Origin of the sequence: Burkholderia gladioli, assembly GCF_000959725.1 — a bacterium.
GTDB lineage: Bacteria > Pseudomonadota > Gammaproteobacteria > Burkholderiales > Burkholderiaceae > Burkholderia > Burkholderia gladioli.
The window spans coordinates 76,739-101,048 of the sequence record NZ_CP009323.1; the positions used below are offsets into that span (position 1 = coordinate 76,739).

At 63.5% G+C, this 24,310-nt stretch carries 26 protein-coding genes; 15 read left to right on the forward strand and 11 right to left on the reverse strand.

What is annotated here, in order from left to right; genetic code table 11:
• Positions 1–66: 66 nt before the first annotated feature.
• Together BM43_RS38990 and BM43_RS38995 are read right to left on the reverse strand one after the other, a co-directional pair.
• A complete protein-coding gene (locus BM43_RS38990; RefSeq protein WP_036050264.1) occupies positions 67–390 on the reverse strand; it encodes a hypothetical protein in 324 nt (107 codons plus the stop codon).
• Positions 387–674 (reverse strand): helix-turn-helix transcriptional regulator, encoded by a 288-nt coding sequence (locus BM43_RS38995; protein ID WP_407852666.1) that lies wholly within the window; start codon positions 672–674, stop codon positions 387–389. The genes BM43_RS38990 and BM43_RS38995 overlap by 4 nt, the downstream gene beginning before the upstream one ends.
• A 219-nt stretch (positions 675–893) precedes the next feature.
• Between BM43_RS38995 and BM43_RS40540 the strand changes: the two genes are divergently transcribed.
• On the forward strand, positions 894–1,112 hold the full coding sequence (locus tag BM43_RS40540) for a hypothetical protein (protein WP_127841037.1): 219 nt from the start codon (positions 894–896) through the stop codon (positions 1,110–1,112).
• Between the two features lie 389 nt (positions 1,113–1,501).
• On the opposite strand, the gene BM43_RS17200 is transcribed toward BM43_RS40540, so the two are convergent.
• The 8 genes from BM43_RS17200 to urtB all read right to left on the reverse strand — a co-directional run bounded on the left by BM43_RS17200 (position 1,502) and on the right by urtB (position 9,247).
• Complete coding sequence (locus BM43_RS17200; protein ID WP_036050259.1) at positions 1,502–2,536, reverse strand: porin; 1,035 nt, start codon at positions 2,534–2,536, stop codon at positions 1,502–1,504.
• Positions 2,537–2,609: 73 nt separating this feature from the next.
• The gene (locus BM43_RS17205; RefSeq protein ID WP_036050258.1) at positions 2,610–3,155 is read right to left on the reverse strand and encodes an amino acid synthesis family protein; all 546 of its coding nucleotides are present in this window, start codon (positions 3,153–3,155) and stop codon (positions 2,610–2,612) included.
• Positions 3,152–4,567, reverse strand: a complete 1,416-nt coding sequence (locus tag BM43_RS17210) for an amidase family protein (protein ID WP_036053143.1) — start codon at positions 4,565–4,567, stop codon at positions 3,152–3,154. The genes BM43_RS17205 and BM43_RS17210 overlap by 4 nt, the downstream gene beginning before the upstream one ends.
• Before the next feature lie 54 nt (positions 4,568–4,621).
• Positions 4,622–5,800, reverse strand: coding sequence for an ABC transporter substrate-binding protein (locus BM43_RS17215; protein ID WP_036050256.1), 1,179 nt, complete (start codon positions 5,798–5,800; stop codon positions 4,622–4,624).
• Positions 5,801–5,828: 28 nt separating this feature from the next.
• Positions 5,829–6,572, reverse strand: coding sequence for an ABC transporter ATP-binding protein (locus BM43_RS17220; protein ID WP_036050254.1), 744 nt, complete (start codon positions 6,570–6,572; stop codon positions 5,829–5,831).
• Complete coding sequence (locus BM43_RS17225; RefSeq protein ID WP_036050253.1) at positions 6,559–7,293, reverse strand: ABC transporter ATP-binding protein; 735 nt, start codon at positions 7,291–7,293, stop codon at positions 6,559–6,561. The genes BM43_RS17220 and BM43_RS17225 overlap by 14 nt, the downstream gene beginning before the upstream one ends.
• Entirely contained in the window at positions 7,293–8,366 is a 1,074-nt protein-coding gene (locus tag BM43_RS17230) for a branched-chain amino acid ABC transporter permease (RefSeq protein ID WP_036050251.1), read from the reverse strand. The genes BM43_RS17225 and BM43_RS17230 overlap by 1 nt, the downstream gene beginning before the upstream one ends.
• Positions 8,367–8,371: 5 nt before the next feature.
• Complete coding sequence (gene urtB, locus BM43_RS17235; RefSeq protein WP_036050250.1) at positions 8,372–9,247, reverse strand: urea ABC transporter permease subunit UrtB; 876 nt, start codon at positions 9,245–9,247, stop codon at positions 8,372–8,374.
• Positions 9,248–9,413: 166 nt separating this feature from the next.
• On the opposite strand from urtB, the gene BM43_RS39000 reads away from it, so the two are divergent.
• The 3 genes from BM43_RS39000 to BM43_RS17245 all read left to right on the forward strand — a co-directional run bounded on the left by BM43_RS39000 (position 9,414) and on the right by BM43_RS17245 (position 11,922).
• Positions 9,414–9,773, forward strand: coding sequence for a helix-turn-helix transcriptional regulator (locus BM43_RS39000; protein ID WP_080742066.1), 360 nt, complete (start codon positions 9,414–9,416; stop codon positions 9,771–9,773).
• A gap of 57 nt (positions 9,774–9,830) precedes the next feature.
• Positions 9,831–10,160, forward strand: coding sequence for a helix-turn-helix domain-containing protein (locus tag BM43_RS17240; RefSeq protein WP_036050247.1), 330 nt, complete (start codon positions 9,831–9,833; stop codon positions 10,158–10,160).
• Between the two features lie 337 nt (positions 10,161–10,497).
• Positions 10,498–11,922, forward strand: coding sequence for an amidase family protein (locus tag BM43_RS17245; RefSeq protein WP_036050245.1), 1,425 nt, complete (start codon positions 10,498–10,500; stop codon positions 11,920–11,922).
• Between the two features lie 55 nt (positions 11,923–11,977).
• Here BM43_RS17245 and BM43_RS17250 read toward each other — a convergent pair whose 3' ends face one another.
• Positions 11,978–12,814 (reverse strand): FadR/GntR family transcriptional regulator, encoded by an 837-nt coding sequence (locus BM43_RS17250; protein WP_036050242.1) that lies wholly within the window; start codon positions 12,812–12,814, stop codon positions 11,978–11,980.
• Positions 12,815–13,054: 240 nt separating this feature from the next.
• On the opposite strand from BM43_RS17250, the gene BM43_RS17255 reads away from it, so the two are divergent.
• The 11 genes from BM43_RS17255 to BM43_RS17305 all read left to right on the forward strand — a co-directional run bounded on the left by BM43_RS17255 (position 13,055) and on the right by BM43_RS17305 (position 24,271).
• Positions 13,055–14,305: an acyl-CoA dehydrogenase family protein gene (locus tag BM43_RS17255; RefSeq protein WP_036050240.1), complete on the forward strand. Its 1,251-nt coding sequence runs from the start codon at positions 13,055–13,057 to the stop codon at positions 14,303–14,305.
• Between the two features lie 61 nt (positions 14,306–14,366).
• Positions 14,367–14,648 (forward strand): acyl carrier protein, encoded by a 282-nt coding sequence (locus tag BM43_RS17260; RefSeq protein WP_036050237.1) that lies wholly within the window; start codon positions 14,367–14,369, stop codon positions 14,646–14,648.
• Positions 14,649–14,769: 121 nt separating this feature from the next.
• Positions 14,770–15,666 (forward strand): 3-oxoacyl-[acyl-carrier-protein] synthase III C-terminal domain-containing protein, encoded by an 897-nt coding sequence (locus BM43_RS17265; protein ID WP_227742936.1) that lies wholly within the window; start codon positions 14,770–14,772, stop codon positions 15,664–15,666.
• Positions 15,663–16,610 carry a ketoacyl-ACP synthase III family protein gene (locus tag BM43_RS17270; RefSeq protein ID WP_036050232.1) on the forward strand — a complete coding sequence of 316 codons (948 nt, stop codon included), beginning with the start codon at positions 15,663–15,665 and terminating at the stop codon, positions 16,608–16,610. Before BM43_RS17265 ends, BM43_RS17270 begins: the two co-directional genes overlap by 4 nt.
• A gap of 25 nt (positions 16,611–16,635) precedes the next feature.
• Positions 16,636–18,252 (forward strand): acyl-CoA ligase (AMP-forming), exosortase A system-associated, encoded by a 1,617-nt coding sequence (locus tag BM43_RS17275; RefSeq protein WP_036050229.1) that lies wholly within the window; start codon positions 16,636–16,638, stop codon positions 18,250–18,252.
• The gene (locus BM43_RS17280; RefSeq protein WP_036050226.1) at positions 18,249–19,457 is read left to right on the forward strand and encodes a pyridoxal-dependent decarboxylase, exosortase A system-associated; all 1,209 of its coding nucleotides are present in this window, start codon (positions 18,249–18,251) and stop codon (positions 19,455–19,457) included. Before BM43_RS17275 ends, BM43_RS17280 begins: the two co-directional genes overlap by 4 nt.
• Before the next feature lie 24 nt (positions 19,458–19,481).
• Entirely contained in the window at positions 19,482–20,561 is a 1,080-nt protein-coding gene (locus BM43_RS17285) for an acyl-CoA dehydrogenase family protein (protein WP_036050223.1), read from the forward strand.
• Between the two features lie 25 nt (positions 20,562–20,586).
• Entirely contained in the window at positions 20,587–21,195 is a 609-nt protein-coding gene (locus tag BM43_RS17290) for a GNAT family N-acetyltransferase (RefSeq protein ID WP_036050222.1), read from the forward strand.
• Entirely contained in the window at positions 21,192–22,253 is a 1,062-nt protein-coding gene (locus tag BM43_RS17295) for a 3-oxoacyl-ACP synthase (protein WP_042284824.1), read from the forward strand. Before BM43_RS17290 ends, BM43_RS17295 begins: the two co-directional genes overlap by 4 nt.
• Positions 22,250–23,176: a 3-oxoacyl-[acyl-carrier-protein] synthase III C-terminal domain-containing protein gene (locus BM43_RS17300; protein ID WP_036050221.1), complete on the forward strand. Its 927-nt coding sequence runs from the start codon at positions 22,250–22,252 to the stop codon at positions 23,174–23,176. Before BM43_RS17295 ends, BM43_RS17300 begins: the two co-directional genes overlap by 4 nt.
• Before the next feature lie 399 nt (positions 23,177–23,575).
• Positions 23,576–24,271 (forward strand): helix-turn-helix transcriptional regulator, encoded by a 696-nt coding sequence (locus BM43_RS17305; RefSeq protein WP_036050220.1) that lies wholly within the window; start codon positions 23,576–23,578, stop codon positions 24,269–24,271.
• Positions 24,272–24,310 lie beyond the last annotated feature (39 nt).

Below are 24,310 nucleotides of genomic sequence, written 5' to 3' on the forward strand. Positions count from 1 at the left end.
ATCGGCTGCGTCAGACCGTGCAGGCTGCGGGCCGGGTCAAATCGAACCAGGGGCGACAGCACACCATCATTGGCTGTCGTCAGATGGGTGCGAGCCGTCGCGATCCTGGTTCCCGCTCTCCAGGACGCGTGCGAGGGCCGTACGTGCGGCCGCAAGTTCCAGCTCGAAGCGTTGCGCAGGCCGACGGGGTATGCGCAGCCGCCTGCAGATAACCTCATGGCTGGCATGCCAGAGATATACCATGCGCAGTATGTCGCGATGCCGTGGATGCAGGCTCTGCCATGCTTTCGTGATCCGCGCCGCATCGACCGGATCGTAAGCGCCGCGAGATGCATTGCCCCAATTTTCCAGCCGCCGATGCAGTGGTGCCGAAGCGGGATCGCGGCTCATGGCGCGCCTCCCACATCATCACGCGCTGGCGCAGGCGCACGATAACGCGCGGGATTCTCCAGAAACTGTTCAATGTCGGCCGCGCGCCATCCCACCAGGCGGCCGCCCAGCCGTATCGCCGGGGGAAATGTTCCCGCCTCCATGCGACGGTAAATCGTTGAGCGCGACAGCCCCGTTCTCTCTTCGACCTGGCGGCGGCGCAGGATCCAGTGCGCTTCGCTGTTCGTAGTTGACATGCCTTCCCCAAAAAATTCCGGCCTGGCGTTGCCGGTACATGGGGGCATTCAAGCAGCGGTGGGGTCCCACGTCCAACCCGTCTTGTCGACGGGAAGCTCCCGTCGGACGGTGCGAACGACATACAGAGAGGCAACACGTATCACCGGTCGACGGCGGTGATTACTGCGGTCAATCTCACGAACGGGAAGCGTAGAATGGTCAACACCTGACGTACGGTGGTGGTCCCGCAAAGGTGGTACCCGTCGCGTCAACCAGGAGAGACGGTCGTGCTGTCTTCCGATGACTGGCGAACGCGTACCGTTGAGGATGGCGTCGTGCGCTGCCCATCCTGCAACTCGTTGAGCGTGACGATGGGCGCGTGTGCTGTAGGCGCGTACACGATCTATCAGGAGTATGTGTGCGAAGCCTGCGGGTACGAATTCCAGGCCATGTTTGGCCTGATCGGGTGTGTTCCAGGAAGCAACAACGAGGGCAACGACACCTGACGCATTCTTACCCCGGCAGGCGAGTGAGCGGCGTGGAACCCATGAATACCGCTACAGGCGGGCCCGCGTCGCAGACCCACGGAGCCGTTGAAGCGGGTTCATCCGGGGCGATCCAGGCGTACGTACCCTGGACAAAATTCGCCGGCGACGTCTCGTGGCCGGGCGTGCCCTGGTTCCCGGCGCGTTCGCTGCACGGCATGCGTTTCATCGGCTTTTCGTCACCCTCCACCGCCCTCGTGCCACGAAGGCGACGCGGTGCCTGAAACCGCGACATCGTCTGCCGCGTACTGGAGGACCCCGATGTGCCGACCCATCGAATGTCGCCACCGGCATACGACCCTGCGGCAATCTGGCTCTTCCGACCATGCAAACCTGCCAGATCAGGCCGGCTAGAACCTCATCCTGATACCCGCACCCAGGCTGTTGCCTGACGACACGCTGGTCATGGTGTCGTACCGCCACGCTGCATAGACGTCCGTGCGTTTCGAGAGCGGGTAGTCGTATCCGAGCACCACAGTCGACCAGCGGACGTCCGCGCCCTCTACAGGCCGCCGGAGCGTCCCCGCCCAGGACACCAGCACGCTGCCCGTTCCGACCTGCGCGCTGGCGCCTACCTGAACGGTATCGTCGGTAAGCTCATTGTTGTTGGTCACACGCTCGTACTCGAAATAGAGCTTTACCGCCTGCAGACGATACGCGGCTCCGACGAGCCACGCCGTCTGTTCCGTGGCGCCATTCAGAAAAAGCGACGCCGTGTGGAGGCTCTGGACTGCTGCGGTTGCGGAAAACGGCCCCGCGAAGTAAAGCACGTTCGCGCTGTAGTTCGCCTGCCCTGCATGCCCCGCGACGCCCGCATTGCTGTACAGCAGACTTCCCGTCAGACCGCCAACCTCCGGCGACTGGTAGACGATCGAATCATCGATCGCCGTATCGCTTTGCACCGACGCAGCACCCATCGCGGAACCCAGAAATGTGTGGACCACCATGGGCGAGAAGACAAACGAGTTGCCGAACGGGTTGAACAGCAGCGTGGACACGAACAGCAGGGAATCATTACGCCCGAGGGTCAGCTGACCGAATTGCCCGCTCAAACCGACGAACGCCCTTCGCCCGAAGAAGGACTGCCCGTAGAACGCGCCTGACTGGCCACCGTTGATCCGGTAAAAACTCTCGAGCGTGAAGATAGCCTTCATGCCACCGCCCAGATCCTCGGCGCCCGATATGCCCCAATACGACGTCGATAGCCCTCCCGAGCCCACCTCCCACGCGTTGCCCGCCGAGCCGGGCGTACGCACCACCCCGGCAAATGCATCGGCCAGACCGTAAAGAGACACTGACGACTGGGCATGCACCATGCCCACTGCCAGGCACAACGACAGCGCTGCAAGACCTTTGCTGCATATTCCCCGCACATGCCTGCGCATGATTTCCCCTTTTATCGTTTGTGAGTGTTCTTCTGACGCTCGCCTTGCTGACGGCGCGATGTCTCGTCGCGCGTCACCCCGGCCTGACGCGCGCGAGCGGCCTTCCTCGGTCGGCCAGCGCAACGGCGACCAGCAGTTCGTGCGGGGCCGGCGAATCAGGTACGCAGAGCGATATCGTGTCGAAGTGGTCGAAGCTCCACATGTCCGTAACGCTGTGCAGCGGAACGTCGATGCACGCACCAGGCGGCCCGCGCTTCGTTACGGACGGCATGATCGAGGACGCGCCAGGCAGGCAGTCGCGCACCGCCTTGCCGAGTCGCGGATGCAGAAGCGCTGCGCCCCACTCAAGCGGCACGCCTGTACCCGCGAGCGCCGCTTTCCCGTAACCCTGGATGTCTTCCCCCGCGCAACCGAGCGCGAGCAGCGCCCGTCCGGTGAGCATCCGGCCGAGCTCCGCGCCCGCCGCATACAGCGCCTCGAGCTCACCATCGACATCCAGGTCCGCCGGCTTCAGCACGGCAGCGGCAACGACCTGACGATGCGGAGGTGTCACGGCTGCACCGAATTCCGCGCACCGCTCAACAAGATGGATCACGATCCGCGTAATCTGGACGTTCATGGCGCGATCTCCATGTCACCCGGAAGCTGCAGTTCCCCTGCCGGTGCCGGAAAATCTCCCCTCGCCAGCTCGTAAGCGCGCGCTGCGCGCAGTATCAGCGCATCGCTGCCTCGGGGGCCGATGATCTGCAAACCGACAGGCAGATCATCGGCGAATCCGCAAGGCACCGATATCGCGGGCAGTCCGGCCTGGTTGCACCACGCCGTCAGGACGGGCGCGTGACGCAGATGGGCCGGCAGCCCGGGAACCGGTGGTGGGCCGCAATGAAACGTCGGCGTGAGCAGCAGGTCGTGATGCTCGAAGAATGTCTCCATTGATGCCCTGAACGCATGACGGGCAAACAGCGCGTCGGCGAAGGTCGCGGTGTCCACCTGTGCGCCAGCATTCGCCAGTGCCTTCAGGTCGGGATCGAGCACTGTCCTGTCCGCCTCTTCCATGTGCCGGACGCGCTGCGCGAAGAACACAGACCATTGGATCGAATGCATGCGTCCGTCCCCGTAGAATTCTGCAAGCGGTGCGACTTCAGTCTCGGCCACCCGCGTGCCGAGTGCCGCGAATGTGCTGACTTCCCTCCCGACACGTTCTGCAATGCGCGAGGTCACGGATATACCCGCCGGGGACGCGCAATACGCTATGCGCAGACCCGCGATGCCGTCGTCAAGCGCACTGGAGTATCCGGACGAGGCCACCGTTGCCGAGCGTCCTGCGATGCTCTCGTGAGTCATTGCATCAAGCATCAGCGCTGCGTCGTGTACGTTCCGTGCCATCGGCCCCTGCGTTGACAGAGCCGTCCATGACGTTGCTGAACCGGCCGGTACGAGCCCGAACGTGGGCTTGAACCCGACCACGCCGCTCCAGCAGGCGGGAATCCGGATCGACCCGCCGCCGTCGGTCGCTAGCGACAGCGGGCCCATGCCCAGCGCAACCGCGACCGCCGATCCCCCGCTGCTGCCTCCCGGCGAAAGCCGCGTATCCCACGGATTGCGCGTCGCACCTGTCAACAGACAGTCGGTGACGATCTTGTTGCCGAACTCGGAAGTCGTTGTTTTGCCGAACGGTATGGCGCCCGCGCGCCGCAGGCGCGCCACGGCCGGCGCATCGGCGTCTTCGCGGTCTGGGGAAGTGGTCCATGACCCATGCCGTGTTGGAAGACCTGCTACGGCGACGAGATCCTTGACCGATACCGGTACGCCATCAAGCGGACCGCACGGCTCGCCGCGCATCCACCGCCGCTCGGCCTCCCCGGCGGCCGACATCGCCCCTTCCTCGTCCAGGGCGCAGAACGCGTTGACAACCGGATCGAGCTTCGTGATGCGGTCCAGTACCGCGCACATGACCTCGACGGGAGAGAGCGTGCGCTGCCTGAACCCGACCACCATCTGATTCGCACCCAGCATGACAATTTCACTCATTATGTAGTCCTTATCTATTAGCACGCACCCTTTCGCAGGGTGATGAGGCCACGCCTATCCTTCACAAACCGGCGTTACCGGGCCGGTGGATGCCAGGATCGAAAAGCTGTTGTCGGCGAGCGCCTGACCGATCCGTGTCTGGCAGAGCACATGACCGCCGTCGTGACTCACCCCCGTTTTGCCACGCGGCAGGGCAACGGAGACGGCGGCCAACGCAGCCCTGACGCGGCCGGCGTCGACACTACCCGCCGACCCGACGGCCTCGGCGAAAAGACGAATGCCGGCATACGTGTTCTCGCCATGCGGCAACACCACGGCATAGCGGCCAAGGCGGGGATCGCGGGCATCGGCGTAATGCTCCGTATAGCGCGTGAGAAACGCCTGGTTTTCCGGGTTACCGAGGCTCATGAAGTATGACGACACGCCGATCGTGCCGGTCGATGCCCCCGTGGTTGCGATCGAGAGGGACTCGTGCGCAATGTCCGTCACCAGTTGCGGTTTCATCGCGAACGACCGGTACTGCTTCACGAACGTCACCGGGTCGTCCCCGATGCTGTGCCACACGATCTGCGGATTCGAACTGGCGACCCGTTGCAGGACCGCACCGTAGTCGCGCGTGCCGAAGGGCAGCCAGTAGACGTCGAGGAACTTCCCGCCATGGCGGGCCACCGCCGCCTGCAGCTGCGGGATCAGCACCTTCCGGTTGCTGCCGATGTCCGAGACGACTGCACAGACGGACCGTCCACCGTCACGCATGAGCCAAGCAATGAGCGGCTCGATCCGCTGGCTCGCAGCCAGCCCGGTCGTGAGCAGTTGCGGGTCGCATCGTCCTTCGTCGAAGTTCGGATAGACGATGAGCTTTCGCGCCGCCCTTGACGCCTGCAGCGCCGCTTCGCGCTCGGACGGCAGCACCATACCCGTGATCATCGCGACATCGTCACGCATGAAAAGTTGCCGTGCCTTCTCCAGTGTCACGGCCGTGGACATCTGCGTGTCCTCAACACTCAGCTGCAGCGGCCGGCCAAGCAGCCCGCCCGCCGCATTAATCTCGCCCACTGCCAGCGCGGCACAGTTGCGGTTGGTCTGGCCCACACGCGTCAGCGGACCGCTGAGCGGTGCGAGCAGCCCGATCTTCAATGGCTCCGCTCCACGTGCGAACGGAGAGACAGCCGACGCTGCAAGGGACGCGGCCGCACCAAGCAGCACGCTTCGGGAAAAGTCACGACGGTTCATGCGTTTTCTCACTTGATATCGCTGGGTTTCACTGGATGCTTTCATGAGGCAAGTCCGGCGCAGGCTCCGCAGCCGGAGAGAGATAGCGCGCGAGCGGGTGTTCGCCTCGGTCGCCCGGTTGCGGTTCGACGGCGCCGGCATGCACGAGGCGACCATTGCTGAGCACGATGCAACGCTGCGCGCTCTGAAGGACGAGATCGAGATTCTGTTCGACAAGGAGCACCGCCAGCTTCGAGCGGCGGCACAGTTCCGGAATCACTTCGCCGATACGCTCGACCAGGTTAGGCTGCACGCCATCGGACGGCTCATCCAGCAGGAGCAGTTTTGGACGGCCGCACAGGGTGCGTGCGATGGCGAGGACCTGCTGCTCACCACCCGAGAGCGTGCCGCCCTGCTGCGACAGACGCGACCCGAGCACCGGGAAGTAATCGAATACCTCGTCGATGATGTCCGCCCCACCGGCGGCCTGCGTGCCGATCAGCAGGTTCTCCCGCACGGTCAGTTTCGGAAAGATCCAGCGTCCCTGCGGCACAAGTCCGATGCCCCGGCGTGCAATCTCGTGCGTGCGCAGGCCCCTGACCGGCTGCCCGAGGAAGGACACCTGCCCACTCACACGCGGCAGCAACCCCATGAGCGCCTTCACCAGGGTAGTCTTGCCGGCACCGTTGCACCCAAGCACACCGACCACCTCGTTCGGCAGTACGTCCAGCGTGAGGTTGTGAACCACATCCACGTCGCCGTATCCGGCGCACAGGTTTTCAATGCGCAGCATGTGTCGCCCCCCGCCCCAGATAGATGCGGCGGATCTCCTCGTCGTTCGCGATCTCCGCATACGATCCCCTTCGAACCACCTCTCCCCGATGCATGACCCATGTCTCACACGCGAGAGATTGCACGAAGCCCAGGTCGTGTTCGATGGCGAGCACCGCGCACCGCTCCCGTAGCCGGTGGATGAGGCGCACCAGCCGCTGCGAGTCCTTCGCGGACAGACCGGCTGCGGGTTCGTCGAGGAGCAGCAATGCGGGCTGGCACATGATCGCCATGCCGATTTCGAGCCACTGCCGCTCGCCGTGCGGCAGATGCGAGGCGAGCTCGCCCGCCTGCCCGGTGAGCCCAATCTCCTCCAACACCGCGTCAGGATCGGGCATCGGCGAAGCCCGGTGAGCCGCAACGCCCAGACCGGCCACCGCGAGGTTGTCGCGCACCGTCATCGTGAGGAAGGTGTTGGTCCCCTGAAACTTGCGCACCACGCCGCGCCGGCAAAAGGCGTGCATCGGGCGGCCCCTCATCCGTTCGCCATCGAGATACAGTTCGCCGGAACCGGGGGCAATCGCGCCTGAGAGCAGGCCAACAAGCGTGCTCTTGCCCGCGCCGTTCGGGCCGATCACGCACAGCAGGTCATGTGGCGCAATCGTGATGTCCACACCGGCCACGGCGTTTACTCCACCGAATGCGCGAGAGAGGCCTGTGCCCTGAAGAAACTGGGTGTCCATTACCGTTCCTCCTGTGCATGGTCCGCACGATGAACCAGTGGTCTGCTCCATGGCGTTCGGGCAACGCGGCGCGCGGCCTCCACCAATCCATGGAGTCGCAGTCCGTTCGGCATGAAGAGCACACAGCCGAGAAACAGGCCACCCAGGATCAGGGGCCAGCCGTCCGTGCTGTAGCTGGAGACGGTCTGCCTGAGGAGTGTCAGAACGACGGCGGCGACAACGGGTCCAACGGTTCTTCCCCGGCCGCCGATCGCCACCCAGAGAATGACCTCGGTGGCAAGCAGCGGCGAGAACACGTCCGGTGCCACCACACCCGAGCAGGCCGCCATCAACGCGCCCGCTATCGCCGCAAGTACTGCCGACGCGACGAAGACGAGCAGCAGGTGAAACGACGTGTGATAGCCGCACGCCTTTGCCCGCCATTCGTTGGTGGCGATCGCATCGAGCACCTTGCCGTAGCGACTGCGGCACACAAGCCACACCAGGCCTGTCGCGGCAAGCAGAAAGACGGCCACCGTGTACCAGGATGCGCTCGGGCCGCCCAGGTCGAACGTGTGGCTGCCCACGCCGAACGACAGTCCGGGGATGGCCAGGATGCCCGTATCTCCTCCTGTGACCGACTGCCAGCTGACAGCGAGCTGCTGTGCGACGATCAGCACGGCCAGGCTGATGATCGCAAAGAAGTGAAGCCTTACTCCGGCAAAGAGCAGGAAATAGCCAATCACGGCGGCGACAGCCACAGCGCAGAACATGCCGGCCGCGAGCCCCATCAGAGGAGCCTGTCCGAACTGGACGGTCGTGACGGCAAATCCGTAAGCGCCGAGACCCAGGAACGTCGTATGCCCGAGCGTGAGTACTCCGGCCCGTCCCCAGAGCAGGTCATAGCTCAATGCGAGAATTCCCATCACCAGCGCATCGCGCACCATCGACAGCAGCCAGGGACCGGCAAAAAAAGGCACGATCACAACAGTTGCCACCGCTGCGCCCCACATCAGCAGGGGCGGAACATCCCGGGGGCTGAAAACCGGTTGTGAGAACCATAGCCGCAGGCGGCCTGTATGTTTTCCAGACATACGCTTTATCCTTTGCCGAGAAGCTGATGCGCCGCACTGAATCCCGGAATCAGCCCTTGCGGCCTGAACCGGATGACCACAATGGAGAGGACCAGCACCAGTGCAGAAGCGAGTGAGGGATCGACGCGATAGCCCAGCAGCGTTTCGGCCGTGCCGATGACTACGCTGCCCAGGATGCTGCCCGCGATCGATCCGATGCCGCCCAGTACGATCACGAGGAACGCCTTGGCGAGATACGAGACGCCCAGATGCGACTCCACCGAAACCATGGGCGCGACGAGCACGCCGGCGAGCGAGGCAAGCGCCGCACCGCCGCAGAAGGCAATGCGATTCAGGCGCCGGGTGTCGATGCCGGTGGCCTCGGCCATCGCCGGGTGCTGGATCACGGCACGCAGTTGCGTACCAAAGCGCGTACGGGCGAATAGCAGCCAGCACCCTGCGGTGACCGTCAGCGCAACAGCAATCACGAAGATCCGGTAGGCCGGATAGCTACCGCCGGGGACCTGAACCGCTCCGTCGAGTGGGGCATACACGAGCATTGGCTGGGTACCGAAGATGAGCTCCAGTGCCTTCTGCAGGATCAGGCTGATCGCATAGGTTGCGAGGAGTGTGTCCAGCGGCCGGTCGTAGAGCACCCGGATGATGAAACGTTCGAGGCACCATCCGAGGAGCGCCCCGACAGCCGGTGCCACCAGCAGGGCAAGCCAGAAGGCCTGCTTTCCGCCAGCCGCCTGCGCGACTGCGAGCGCGTATGCGCCGATCGTGACCCACTCCGCATGTGCCAGATTCACAATGTCCATCATGCCGAAGACGATCGCGAGCCCAAGCGCCACCAGCATCAGGATGCTCACGTAACCCAGAATGTTGAGAATCGTCGTCATATGAGCAAGTCCCCGTGTTCATGTCTGCGGAGCTCTCGCCCCCTTACGTGCAATCTGCAAACGAACCGCATTTCAGCTCCCCCGCCCCTCAAGGCAAAGAGTTTCTTAGGAAGAAGACTAAGAAAATCTTAGTAAAAATGGCAAGCAATTCCCAGAGACTCAGAGGATGCCGGATAAACACACGACATCCTCCGTTTTTGCAAAACGCCTGAAAGAGGCACGGATACGCTCGGGCCTGACCCAGGAGCAGCTCGGCATTAATGCAGGAATCGACGAATTCTCCGCCAGTGCCCGCATCAACCAGTACGAAAGAGGCAAGCACCTGCCCCACCTCGTGATGGGGCAACGCCTGGCGAGAACACTGCACGTCCCGACGTCGTTCCTTTACGAGGAGGACGATCTGCTTGCAGCCCTTCTCGCAACTGCGGCTCCGCTCACGCGTGCCAAGAAAAAGATTCTCCTTGCGAATGCCGAGACGCTGACACTATCACTATCCTCCAGGACCAGAAAACCAAGTAATGTTTAGTCTTTCGACTAAGAATTACTTAGTAAAATTCCTGAGCGAATCCGGGAAACTCGCCGGATGCCGCGCGATACACCCACTTCTGATGCCGTCTTCCCCCGACGCCTGAAACAGGCGCGACTGCGCTCGGGCTTCACCCAGGAGCAACTTGGCATCCAGGCGGGTATTGACGAATTCTCGGCCAGTACCCGCGTCAACCAGTACGAAAAGGGCAAACACACCCCGGCGATACAGACCAGCCAGCGTCTGGCGCGAGCACTCCTTGTCCCCACGGGCTTCCTCTACGAGGACGACGACCTGCTCGCGAACCTGCTGGCAATCGCCGGCAGGCTGAGCAAGGAAAAGAAGCGAGTTCTCCTCGCCAGCGCAGAGAAACTCGCTCAGGAATAAACTAAGATTTCCTGAGTCTCAAAGCCAGCCGCAGACAACGCCATACCTGGCGCTTTGCCTGTACTGCAACCTGCGTCCTGATCGGACGACAACTCCTACGGAATGCTTGGTGACGGCGCACTGCGACGTCCGTCAAACTCACGTCATGTCCTGAGCCGAGACTACTGCTTCGCCGCCAGGGTGTTGGCGCATTTATGATCATAAATTTACGTCGACAGTATGGGTATGTCAACGTCGGAAGATCGCTCGTTTACCCTGAATATCAATTCCCCATCGATTCTTGACACGGACAAGCGTGACGCCTAAGGTAATTTATGATGATTAATGTGGAGACGACATGGGCAGTGACATCTGCGATCTGACAGCACAGGAACTTCATATTCTTTACGAGACGAGGGGCGCCTCCCCCGTGGAAGTCATGCAGGCCGTGCTCCTGCGCATAGAACAGCTTGACCCCGCCGTGAATGCCTTCTGCCAGATAGCCGCGGATGCACTCGACATGGCGCGTGCGTCCGAGACACGATGGCAACACAGGCGCGCGCTCGGGCCGCTGGACGGTGTGCCGATCAGCGTCAAGGACAACGTCGCGGTCGGCGGACTTGCTACACGGTACGGCTCACGGGCCACGGACGAAACCCCGGCGCGCCACGACAGCCCGTGCGTGGCGAGGCTTCGCGAGTCTGGCGCCATCTGCTTCGCGAAGACCACCCTGCCTGAGTTCGCCCACAAGATCGTCACCGACAGCCCGTTGACCGGCGTCACGCGCAATCCCTGGGACACGCAACGGACCCCCGGCGGCAGCAGTGGCGGCGCCGCAGCGGCGGTCTCCCTCGGTATGGCGCCGGTCGCGATTGGCACTGACGGCGGCGGGTCAATCCGGATTCCAGCCGCCTTCACCGGCACGTTCGGCTTCAAGCCAAGCTTCGGTCGTGTCCCGCATGCACCCCGCGGGCCGTTTGGGTTACTAAGCCATGTTGGTCCCGTGACCCGCTGCGTGGCGGATGCAGCCCGCACCCTGACCGTCATCAGCCGTCCTGACAGTCGCGACTGGTACGCGTTGCCATTCGACGCCAGCGACTATGAACTTGGTCTGAAGTGCAAGCCAGCACCGGGTGGGGTACGCATAGCGTATAGTCCATCGTTGGGGCTCGCTGTCACGCCCGAAACCGCAGTCCACGACGCGGTCGTGCGTGCGGCCGACACATTCCGTGACCTTGGCACCAGGGTCCATCCGGAAGACCCGCCGGGTATCGCTCGCTGTAACGCCATCCACGCCATCCTCTGGCCGGCCTGCTGCCACCAGCTCACCGAAGGCATGCCTGACGGCGGCGCGGCGCTCGATTCGTCATTACAGGCCTACTCCAATGCGGGCGCTGCAATATCGCGCCAGGCGTTGCTCGGGGCACTCATCGAGAGAGGCGAACTGGGCGCCACCGTCAACGCATTCTTCGAGCGGTACGACCTTGTCATCTGTCCCGTGTATCCCCGTGTGGCCATGCCCCTTGCGGAACGCCCAGCCAGCGATGAACTGTTTCCCCACTTCACCGCATGGTGCAACCAGCTGGGCCTTCCCGCTGCAAGCGTCTATGCAGGAGCGACTTCGGAAGGACTGCCGGTCGGCATACAGATCGTTGGCGGCCGTCATGCGGATGCCCTTGTGCTCTGGGCCAGCCACATCCTCGAGCTTGCCCTCGGACGCGCGCCGTTGACTGAGCTCACACGTGCGCTTTCCTCATCCATTGCAAGCGGCACACCACGTTGAAGCTATCTGTCAGAACGAATGTCCGGACCTGTAGAACACCGGGCCGGACGCCTTATCACGAACCTCCCTTACTCCGCACGTGCAGGCCAAGGTCCGAATCCAGTACCAGCTTCTGGCGCAAGGCCGCGTGCACCTTGCGCAATTGCGCTTCCGCCTCTTCCATGTGCGCCGCCATGAGCTGCTCCACCGCGGCGGCGTCGCGCCTCTTCGCGGCATCCAGAATCGCTCGATGGGCAGCGACGGTCTGCCGCCCGAACGCCTGATAATCCTCCTGAGTCACGTTGCCAGCCACGATCACCAGGCTGTGCAGCATCTGGTTGATGATCTGGCATACGCAGCGAAGGAACGCGTTGGGATTTGCCGCGGCGAGCACGTCATGAAAGTGGATGTCCTCATGGCGCTGGTCAAGCGCATGGTCATGGCTTGCGACAAACGGCTCGCACACTTCCACGCTACGCTCGAGCGCTCCCAGGTCGGCCTCCGTCAGATGCTCGACCGCCCCTGCTGCAAGTAGCGGCTCCAGCACGCGCCGCACGGCGTAGATATCTTCGAGACTGATGCTCTCGAAAAACAGGTAGTTCTGTAATGCCTGAAATGCACGGGCAAGCGGCACTCGCGTAATCGTCGCGCCACCGTCCGGTCCCGTACTCAGACGCACAAGTCCCTGCACCTCCAGTGCCTTGAGGGCATCGCGCATCGAGCCGCGGCTGACGTTGAATATGTCCTGGAGCTCGGCCTCCTTGTTCAGTCGCACACCGGGGCGCACCTTTCCATCGGTAATCCACGTCTTGATAAGTTCGGCCACCTGGTCTCCCCGCTTGGTCGTGCGGGGCCCCCGCTTGTCTCGCTTCAGCAACGGTTTTTTCTCTGTCGCCTGTTTTCGCGCTGCCATACGTCACACCCGTAGTTAGCCATCATCGTTCGATCCGGACATCATTATCGGTCATCCGTGTCGCGTGACCACGATGACGCCGCCGCCGACGCCCTCCGATACAACACCTCCCAATGTTCGGAGGTGACGACTACCCGTCCCAATGCCTACGCTCATTGCCAGACGACACGCACACATCATCCGTGGGTTGGCGTGAATGTTGGTCCAGGGCGCAGATGCGCCCGCTCGGGAGAAGGCGACATGACGCGGCATGAACAGAGCTCGCAGCAGGTTTACACGATCGACGATATCGCTGCAGCGCTCGCCGAGCGTGGACTCGATCTTGATCTGCTTGCCAGGCGTATCCGCGATGTCAGCCTCGAATCGGATGCAACCGGACAGATTGTCGGTCCGCCCTGGCGTGCGGATGACGTCAGCGCCCTCAACATGAACCTTGTACCCATCCAGTACGGCGGTTGTCTGGCCCTGCAGTCCCTCGTGGCGCAGGCAACGTTGATGGCCTGCCTCGGGGAAGCCGACGCAAGCCTCGCCCTTGCTTTACCGGGCCCGGGTCTCGCCATGCCGCCTGTTGGTGCGCTCGCCTCGACGCAACAGCAGGCCCGGTTCTTCCTGCAATTCCAGTCGGGCACACCGCGCTGGGGCGCCTTCGCTATCACCGAGCCGGACTATGGTTCCGACGCGACTGCCATGCGTACCAGTGCAAGGAAGACCGGTCGCGGCTGGGTTCTGAACGGCACAAAGTGCTTTATCACGAACGGCGCGCGCGCCGACTGCGCCATCACGTTTGCAACGATCAACCGGCAGATGGGCCGCTACGGTATCCGCGCATTCCTGGTAGAGAGCAATACACCCGGATTCGAAGTGTCGCGCATCGAGCGGATGGCAGGCCTGCGTGCGACCCAGCTTGCCGTGCTCTCCTACACCGACTGCGAGGTCACCGACGATGCGCTGCTTGCCCGTGGCGACGAAAAGCCGCTCGACGACGCTTTCTCGGGTGCGCAGCGCTCCTGGGACTACTTCAGGCCCCTGCTTTCCGCCGTCATGGTCGGTAGCTGCAGGCGGGTGCGCGCGGACCTTGCGGCGTGGCTAGATGCGGGCGGCACGCCCGCGGACAGGCACCAGGGCGTAGCCGGCGTGGAAGCGTCCCTGCTCGACATCGACCGCCAGATTGCGGCCGCATGGCTGCTCTGTCACTGCACGGCCTGGAAAGCAGATCGCGGCATAGCAACGTCAATGGATTCCTCCATGACCAAGGCGTTTGCCTCGCGCGTGGCTGCACGGGTGACGCGCGCTGCAATAGACCTCGCCGGTCTCGACGGCATCGCCGCCTGTCCGTCACTTGAGCAGGGCTACCGGGACGCCAGGGCGTTCGACATCATGGAAGGTACCGGCGACCTGCAGCGGCTCATGGTCGCACGGGCCGCGCAGCGATCAGCGTCACGTCCGTGGGACGTCACGGTCGTGCCTCGTGCAGTGTCCCACCACGCCTGACTCATCACCATCTTATCGCCTGACATAGCCAACGCCCACAGATCCGGGCAGGAGTCACCCCATGACGACGCATAACACGCACGGCCCCGGGCGCGAGGAAATCTCAGCCACCATCCGGTCATGCCTGCTATCAGCCATCGGCAGCACCATGGCTGCGGCCCTGATCGCGGACGACACGAACCTGTTCGACGTTGGTGTCGACTCCATGAACATGACAGACCTGCTTCTTCAGCTCGAACAGCGTTTCGGCTTCACGCTCGCGCCGGAAGACCTCTCTGCCGATCTGTTCCTGCGCTTCGGCAACCTTGTCTCCTTCGTGGAATCCCATGTCCGTCGCAACTGACCCCGTTCGCGGGCAGGCATGCATCGCGGCCACGGCACGCTACATCCCACAGGCACGCGTGCGGCCGGACGTAGTGTTACAGCAGCCAGCGGCTACACCTTCATGCGCGCGGGAAACCATCATGCGATCAGTCTATGCCGATACGCTGCGCTGGAGCGGCGAAGTGGCGGGCCCTGCCCACGTCAGTCATCCGTCGGGATCAGTGCATGCCTCAATGCCCGTGCGCGTCGCCTGTGAGCCACGCCTTTGCCTCTCGGAAATGGCATCAACGGTCGCCGGGGAGGCTATCCGGCGGTGCCGCGGGAAGGACAACCTCGTGCTGGACCAGGTCATCGTCTGCGCGACTAGTTTCGAGCACGACCTCGCGCTCTCGTGCGCGGGTCGCCTGCATAGCGAACTGGGATCGACGGGCGTGCCGTTCGCGATTGGACAGCTCCAGGGCATGTCCTTCTTTCTTGCGCTGCAGATGGTGGCCGACATGATGGCCAGTGACGATCACACGCGCTGTGCACTGATCGTGGGCGCTGAACGCTGGCTGCCGCCGTTCTCGCGGCGGGCCGGATCGCTAACGGCACTGGGCGACGGTGCGGCTGCCGTAGTGATCCGGCGTCACGCCGGTCCCGGATGGCAGGTGCTCAGCGTCAACGTATGCACGCCTTCGGTTCCCGTCGCGCCCGCCGACATATGCATCGACGAAACCGTCGTGGTGGAGGTGATCGGGCAGACGTGCACGCAGGCAGGCCTGAAACCCACGGCAATCGACTGGATCGTGCCGCCGCGCATCAACACAACCCTGGCGTGCGACGTCACCGCACAGGCCCAATTGCCTGCATCGCGAATGTGGTACCCCGACCCGGGCGACATTGGGTACCTGTGCGCCGCAGACACGCCGGCGCAGCTCCACATGTTGCTGCAATCGGTTGCTCCGTCGGACGGACAACGCATTCTGCTCTGGTCGGCCGGCTTTCAGGGACAGGCCGCCTGCGCCATCCTCGAATACCGCGTGAGGCAGCCATGACTGCGCCCGCAACCACTTCCATGTTATCGCTGTCCGGCATCGCAACCAGCTTTCCGGCCCGGACAGTCGATGCAAACACCTGGGCCCGTCGCTGCGGATTTCCCGAAGGGCGCGCGAGCGCGCTGCTGCGCAATGGCGTACAGCAGTTCCACGATGCTGCAGCGGGACCACCCGTCACATTCGCGTGCGAGGCGATTTCCACCCTGCTCGAGGATACCGGCACGACACCGGCAAGCATCGATGCGCTTATCTACACCCACACAATCCGGAGCAGCGTCCTCGCACCGCCTGCCGGTACTGCGGCGTTCATCCAGTCCCGTATGGGACTGGACCGCGCACTCGCATTCGCGGTGATGCAGCAAAACTGCGTCTCGCCGATGGCCGCCATCCGTGTGTTGCGCGTGCTCACCATCGCCGGTCGCCCCATCCAGCGGGCGATCGTTGTCTGCGCGGATGTGATGGGCTCGGGCTGCGATCATCTGCGCGCCATCCAGGACCTCGCGCTGCATAGCGATGGGGCGTGCGCAATCCTGCTGGAGCGCGGTGCGGACCGCAACTGCATCGTGGGGCTGCATCTCTATACGGACGGGCGCTACTTCCGCGGCACCGACGACGAGTTGCAGCCCGTGCCGGATGACCGTTACTACTGGTCGGCATTCACGACGATGCGTGCGGCACTTCGACAGGCAGGTCTCACAGGCAATGAACTCGTCCATGTCCTGCCTCACCACGTCAACCTTCCCGGCTGGCAGCGCCTCATGACCATGCTGTCCGTACCCCAGGAGCGCCTTTTCACGGCGAATTTCGCACGCCTCGGCCACGTGTTCGGTGCCGACCCGTTCATCAACTTCCACACCGCGCCGCGCGCGCAACCGGGCTCGCACTCGCTGCTGTTCTCCAGCGGACTTGCCGGCTGCTTTGGCGCGATGGTGATCCGCCATTGACCCAGAACTTCATAGCGATCCGGCCATGCGAAACCTCCTTGATCTTGTGCAGTCAGCAGCGCGCCGTTCACCTGATGCGCAGGCGCTCGTGTGCGGCGATGTCCGCGTCTCCTACCTCGAACTGCTTAAGAGGAGCCACGCGCTCGGGGAGGCTCTATCCTCATTTGGCATCGCTGCGGGGGAGCGCGTTGCAATCTTTCTCGACAAGCGTATCGAGACCGTCGTTTCGATGCTCGGCGCCTGCGCCGCGGGTTGCGTGTTCGTCCCGGTCAATCCGCTCCTGAAACCGAACCAGGTGGCCCACGTGCTTCGCGACAGCGGCGCCCGGTGTCTGGTGACCTCCGCATTTCGCGCGCGGTCCCAGGCTGCGGACGGCCTTGCACCCGTATCCGATCTGATCGTGGTAGATGCGCCTGACCCGGCCCTCTTCTGCACAGGAACGGTCATGGTCCACCGCTGGCCGGACCGGAACACCGCGGCCCCCGGCAATGCCTCGATTCCGGCACCGTCCACGCCATGCATTGACACCGACCTTGCCGCCCTTCTCTATACCTCCGGCTCGACGGGCCTGCCCAAGGGCGTGATGCTCAGTCACCGGAACCTGCTTGAGGGCGCCTGGAGCGTAGCGGAGTATCTGCGTCACGAGCCGTCTGACCGCATCCTCGCGCTTCTCCCACTGAGCTTCGATGCGGGCCTGAGCCAGCTCACCTCGGCCTGGTCTGCTGGCGCAACAGCGGTCCTGCTGAACTACCTCACTGCGCAGGACGCCATCCTCGCGTGCGAGCGCGAACGCGTCACCGCCATCACCGGTGTGCCGCCACTGTGGATGCAACTCGCGGGCGCGACGTGGCCTGACGGGCCGCGCAATGCGGTGCGCTACTTCGCGAACACCGGCGGTCGCCTCCCATTGCCCGTGCTGCAGAAGCTCAGGACGCTCTTCCCCCGTGCCACGCCATACCTGATGTACGGACTGACCGAGGCATTCCGTTCCACCTATCTCGATCCCGCACAGGTCGACCGGCGGCCCGACTCGATCGGTAACGCTGTGCCCAATGCGCGCATCCTGGTGGTCCATGAGGACGGTACGCCGTGCGCTCCCGACGAACCCGGCGAGCTGGTGCACGTGGGCGCGTGCGTCACACTCGGCTACTGGAACGACGCCGCGCGGACCGCGCAACGCTACCGCCCGTCGCCCGAAGCAAAACCGGGCGGCGCGCCGCGTGATATTGCAGTCTGGTCTGGCGACCTCGCGCGGCGCGACAGCGAAGGTTTTCTTTATTTCATCGCCCGCAATGACGCCCAGATCAAGAGCTCCGGCTACCGCATCAGTCCGGAGGAAATCGAGGAAACGGTTCACGCAAGCGGCCTCGTCGTGGAAGCCGTCGCGCTCGGTATCCCGGATGATGCGCTTGGCGAAGCGGTTGCGCTGCTTGTCGTCCTGGCTGGTGACTCATCTGTCGATGACCTCCGCAACTGGTGCGTGCAGCGCCTGCCACGTTATATGGTCCCGCGTGACATCGTGAGCTGCACGGACATTCCACGCAATCCCAACGGCAAGTTCGACAGGGCGGCGCTACGGAATAGGGTTGCCGCGCTTGGATTCGCCTCGCTCGGACACGGTTCAGGGGAGAAAGCATCGTGAGCCTGACACTCATCCGGCGGCCTCCGGGGCTGCAGTTCGGTGGCGTAGACGTAAGACAGCTTGCTGATCGTGCCGGGCGCACACCGTTTTTCGCATACGATCGGTCTGCGATCGACGCCCGCATCCGTGACCTGCGCAGCCTGCTGCCTTCCGGCATGCACCTTCATTACTCGATCAAGGCGAATCCGATGCCCGCCGTCGTGCACTACCTCGCCGCACGGGTCGACGGTTTCGATGTCGCCTCGGCACAAGAGATGGCGCTCGCGCTCGATGCGGGCACCACCCCCGCCGCAATCGGCTTTGCCGGGCCAGGCAAGTCTCACGACGACCTGCGACGCGCCGTCGCCAGCGGAGTAAACGTGCACGTTGAATCGGAAACCCAGTTGCGGCTCGTCACCGCACTCGGATGGGAACTGGGCGTGCAGCCCAGCGTGGCAATCCGCGTCAATCCCGACTTCCAGGTTGGACAGAGCGGCATGCGCATGGGAGGCGGTGCGGCGCCGTTCGGCGTCGATGTGGACCAGGTGCCGGCGCTGCTGCGCGAACTCGAAGCACGGGAAGTCACACTCGCCGGCTTTCACATCTTCTGGGGTTCGCAGTGCCTGCTTGCAGCAACGGTCATCGAGGCCCAGCGCCAGAGTGTTGAACTCGTCCTCCAGCTGGCCAGCGGTTTGACCGAACTGCCGCGGTTCGTGAACCTTGGCGGCGGTTTTGGCATCCCCTACTTCCCTGGCGATACACCGCTTGATGTAAAGGCAGTGTGCGAGGCAATGCACGACTGGCTGCCACGGCTTGGCGAACGTCTGCCGGGAATCGTGCCTGTCCTGGAACTCGGGCGCTACCTGGTAGGCGAGGCGGGAATCTACGTATGCCGGGTCATCGACCACAAGGTCTCGCGCGGCAGAACATTCGTCATCACGGATGGCGGCCTGCACCATCACCTCGCCGCCTCCGGCAACTTCGGTCAGGTCCTTCGCCGTAACTTTCCGGTCGTCCTCGGAAACCGCCCCGACGGTGTGACACGCGAACGCTGCCATGTGGTGGGGTGCCTGTGCACGCCGCTCGACCGTCTGGCGGACGACATCGAACTTCCCGAAGCCCATATTGGCGATTTCGTCGTGGTAAGCCAGTCGGGTGCGTATGGCCGCTCGGCGAGCCCGCTGCATTTCCTCAGTCATCCCGAACCCGTCGAAATGCTCGTGTGACGCCACGAGATCCGGAGAATCATCATGCCATCGAGCGAATCCGTCGTGGCGGACCTCACGCCAGCATCCTGGACACTCAGCGACGACCAGCAGGGGTTGCGTGCTGCTGCCTGGCAGTTTGCGCGCGAGCGCCTTGAACCACTGCTGGCCGCCCGCCCAGACGTCGCCCAATGGAGCGAAACGGTCACGCTCGCTGCGACGCTCGACCTCGCGACCATGATCCTGCCGGAGCAGGTGGGAGGCATGGGAATCAGCCGGCACGACCTGGCACTTGTCGTTGAACAGTTCGCAGCGGGTCCGCTGGAGCGCGCGGCCGAGCTGACGCTCAGCAGCCCCGCACTGATGACGCTGCGCGAATACGATGCACTTGACCGGCTACCCGATCGCGATATCCAGCATTACTTCGACGGCACCACGTCCATTGCGCTGGGTATCCCCGACATGAGCGCTTCGAGCCTCTGGATCCTGCGCCAGCATCCGGCCTCGCCGGCAATAATGGTCGGCATGAACGATGGACGTCCGCAGCTCATGCTGGCGACACCGCCTGCAGGACAGGACGTTCGGGGTACCGCTCCCGTTGCCGTGCTCGGCGCGCTAACGATCACCCGCACTCCCGCCCGTGCGGGCAATGCCCCATTCCTGGTGGTGCCCCAGGCCGCGAATCAGGGCGGCGATCCGGTACGACGGTGGCTCGCGGATACAGCAACCTACCTCACAGCGCTGCTTTCCGGTGCCGTGCAGCAGGGCATTGACTTCGCGCTCGCCTATAGCGTAACCCGACAGACGTTTCGCAAGCCGATCGTCACCCATCAGCTTGTCGCAACCCGGCTCGCCGACATGCTCATGTCCGCGCATACCATCCACCTCTTTCTCCGGTCGGTGGCAGCGGACGATACGCAGGCGCAGATCGCCGCCGTGTCGCAGATGGCGCGCCACGTTGCCACCGAAGCGACGGACGTTGCGCGGGAGCTGGTACAGCTTTGCGGTGGCCATGGCTACGTGGAAGGTCTTCCACCAGCGGCACGGTTCCAGACGATGCACTGGTTTGCGATGCTGTTGATGAAGGTCGAGGCGGCGCTACGCACGTTCAGCGCGTCGGCATAAGTCGTTCACCAGCAGGAGATTCCCCGTGAACAGCGAAGGGCGGACACAGGCATCCGCGCACCAGACTGAAGGACCCGGCCAGACGGGTCGAGGATCCGGCTCATGCTGGCTTCGTGAACCGGGCAGCAACGATGTGAATGACATCGCTGCCTGGCTCACCGAACCGGACATCAACCAGTGGTTCGATTTCGGGCAAGGCCGTCAGACGCTTCCCGTGCTTGCCGTGCAGCTCATGGTGCAAAGCGCCCGGCACCGCCTGCGCGTATTCGGACCGGCAGGGCATGAAGCTCCAAGCGGCGTTGTGGCTGTCAGCGATCTGACGCATGCATTCGGTACCGGCTCGTTCTGGGTACTGCGCGACAGCCGGCGGCCCACCTGCCCGGACATGACGTTTGTTGCCTCCGTCAGGCTGCTCCACGAGGTGCTCGAAACCGACCGGCTGCACTGCATTACGGCATGGGCCGCGGACTGCAATGCGCGCTCGCGACGCCTGCTCGAGCGGATCGGTTTTCACCTGATCGGGCTGCAGCGGGATTGCCACGTCATGCGTGGATGGCGGTTTGGGCGCGTACTGTATGACCTGCTACCCGGCGATCTCGCCAACGACTGCGGCTCGGCCGAGGGTGACGCATGAACCCGCCCGTCATCACCGCCGTTGCGGCCTGGGTGCCGGACGCCATACCGCTGTCCCGATGGACGGCAATGGAATCGGCACTACGCGCAACAGGACATCCCGGCTGGGATGCCTGGATGAGATCCTGGCACCCCGACTACGGGCACTGGCTGGACGCATGGCCGGGCGAGGAAACCGGTGGTTCGCGCCCTGTACATTCCGGTGTGGCCACACCCGACATGACCTGCATGGTGCCGGTCGAAACCGGTACGGATCTTTCCGGACTCGCCGCAAAACTGGCAAACGCGATCTGCGCCGCCCGGCCGCCGGACGCGCGCCCAATCGATGTCATCGTGTTCTGTCATAGCAGCCTCGATGAACATGTTTCGACCACAGTTGCCGGACGGCTGTGTGCCGGGATCGGCACACCGTGCTTTCCTTTTTCGGTCTCGCAACAGCATGGCGTGTCGCCATTCACAGCATTGCGGCTGGCGTCCGACCTGTTCGTCGCTGAACCGCAGGTCCACACGATACTGATTGTCGCGGCGGAGAAGTGGTGCCCACCGTTTTCCAGAATATGCGGACCTGACATTGTGCACGGTGACGCCGCCGGTGCGTTGCTCGTGGAACGAACCGACTACGGAACAGGTGGCCTGCACCTGCTCGATGTAGCAGCCCGGCACGTTCCCGTTGACATCAGTCGTCGTGTCGCACGAGTCTCCGATGCCCGGACATTCACGTTGCTATCGATGATCGAGTTTCTGCTCGCGCGACACGCTCTTCGTCACTGTGAAATTGACGAGGTTGTCGGGCACCCGGGTATTCCGTCGCTCACGCGCGCAGTTTGCAACCTGGTCGGCCAGCAGGACGCCGGAGCGCAACATCGACATTGCATTCACCTCGGCGCGACCGAATCCATCGTACGCCTCGCACAGGCGCCCCACTGGACCCCATGCCGCCGGACACATCGCATGCTGTTATGGGGCTACGGGATCGGCGGCTTTGTGGGCGCTGCGCTGCTGGAGACTCGCGGCGCCCCCTACCTCTGTCAGCAGAACGCTATCCAGTCTGTTTCATGATCCCCGATCTCGGCATACCGCACGTCGCCTTCCATCTCCCCCCGCACATCGACGACGTCCGGAACTGGGCAAAGCGAACAGGACAGAAGACCACCACCCTACTGAACCTGGAGCGGGCCGGGATGCGTTACTACCGCAGTGCGGGTGGGCAGACCGCAATCGGACTCGCGGCCAGCGCGATCCAGCGTCTCCTGGCTGCTTCAGGTATCGCACCTGATGAAGTCGACTGCATCGTCTACGTGCATACGCTCCAGGGCAGCATTGTGCCACCGCCGCAGTCGCTACCCGGCCTGCTCTGCGACCGGTTCGGCTTCACCAACGCTGAGGCGTTCTCGTTCGCGCAGCAGCATTGCGCATCCGCCCTTGGCGCACTGCGTGTAATTCGTGCGATGTTCATCTCCCGGCCCTACATGAAACGGGTCCTGCTTGTCGGCGCCGACGTCATGCCTCTCGAATCAGAACGGTTAATGCAAAGTCAAGGGATCCTGGGTGATGGTGCATTCGCCGCATTCATCGAGCGCGGCGCCGCCGTCAACCGCGTGCTCGCGATCACGACATATGCCAGTGGCCAGGGCTGGCGAGGCGTCCTGGCAAATGAAGAACCGCGCCTGGCAGCGCAGCACTTCTTCGCGGCGCGCAGCCTGATCAGGCAGACAGTCCAGCAGGCACATCTCGCACTGGAAGACATCCAGCGTATCCTGCCCCATCATCTGGATCTGCCTGCATGGCGCCGCCTGCTCGATGCGCTTCAGATTCCGCAGGACCGGCTGTTCGCCGCGAATTTTGCCCACATCGGCCACGTCACCGTCAGCGACGCGTTCATCAATCTTGCCCAGTGCCAGGGACTGGTACCGGGCAGGCCGTTCCTGCTCTTTGCACGCGGCGTCGGCGGGTTTTCCGCAGCCGCGCTGCTGGTCCGTTAGCCCATCGACACCATCATCCTTCCTCACACCTGCCCCTGCACGGTGCACATGATTTCAATCTCTTACATGCATCGTTGAACCGCCATCCACAGACTACAATGACCGCTAAACTGACTCGGGCGGGGTGCACAGTATGCCCGCGGTTGGCCGTCGCCGATGCCTTCGGCAATCGCATGTGCGATCTGACTCACCGCCTCTCTCCCAAAAGCCCCTGCCGCATGGACCGCACTGTCATTGCGCGCGTGCCTCGTTCTCATTTGGCGCCCGCAGTTCCAGTCCCTGTCGGGCAACGCCAGGGTAGCGAACATGAAACATGTCCCTCGACGCGGTTCTAACCGCGACCAACATGGGCCGTCATCCACATCTGATGCTCTGCTCGCTGGTGCCCCAGCACCGGTTATGCGTCTTGCACGCGCCAAAGACGTTTATTCCCTCGTCGAGTCTTTCGGCCGAGCGGCCAGGAGGCTCGGCTTCCCGCACTATGTGATCAGCCGGGTTACGCCGATCCGCTCGGCCTGCACGCGGCGAACGGCACTCGAGATGATCGGCTCGCACTATCCGCAGGAGTGGATGCGGCACTACCAGCGTCGAGACTACGCGTCCACCGATCCCGTTCATCGGGCCGCGTTCCTGCAGTCCGCGCCCTACCGGTGGCACGACATCATCGGGTTGAGCAAAGCCGAGAGTCGTCTGCTCGATGAAGCAAGAGAGGCTGGACTGCCCGCGGGACTTAGTATCCCGGTCCACCAGTCCGATGGCAGTATTCTGCTGTTTAACCTGTCGGGCCCACTTCATTGCGTCAACGACAAAGGCAACTCCCGACTGGCTTACCTGATGAGCGCGCAGTTCAATTTTGAACTGCATCGCCTCGCGCTGATACATTCAAAAAGGGCGGCACGTCTGCTTACGCCGCGCCAGCTGGAGTGCCTCACCTGGGTCGCGCGTGGGAAAACCTCCGCCGAGATTGGCGAGATCCTCGGCCGCTCCCGCTATACCGTTGACTACCACATCGAAGAAGCGATGGCGGCTCTCAACATCCGAAGCAGAACGGCAGCAGCCGTCCACGCGACGGCACAGGGCATCATAAAACCCTGAATCCATTTTTCCTGAAGTTCCACCGCACGTCCTGCCCGT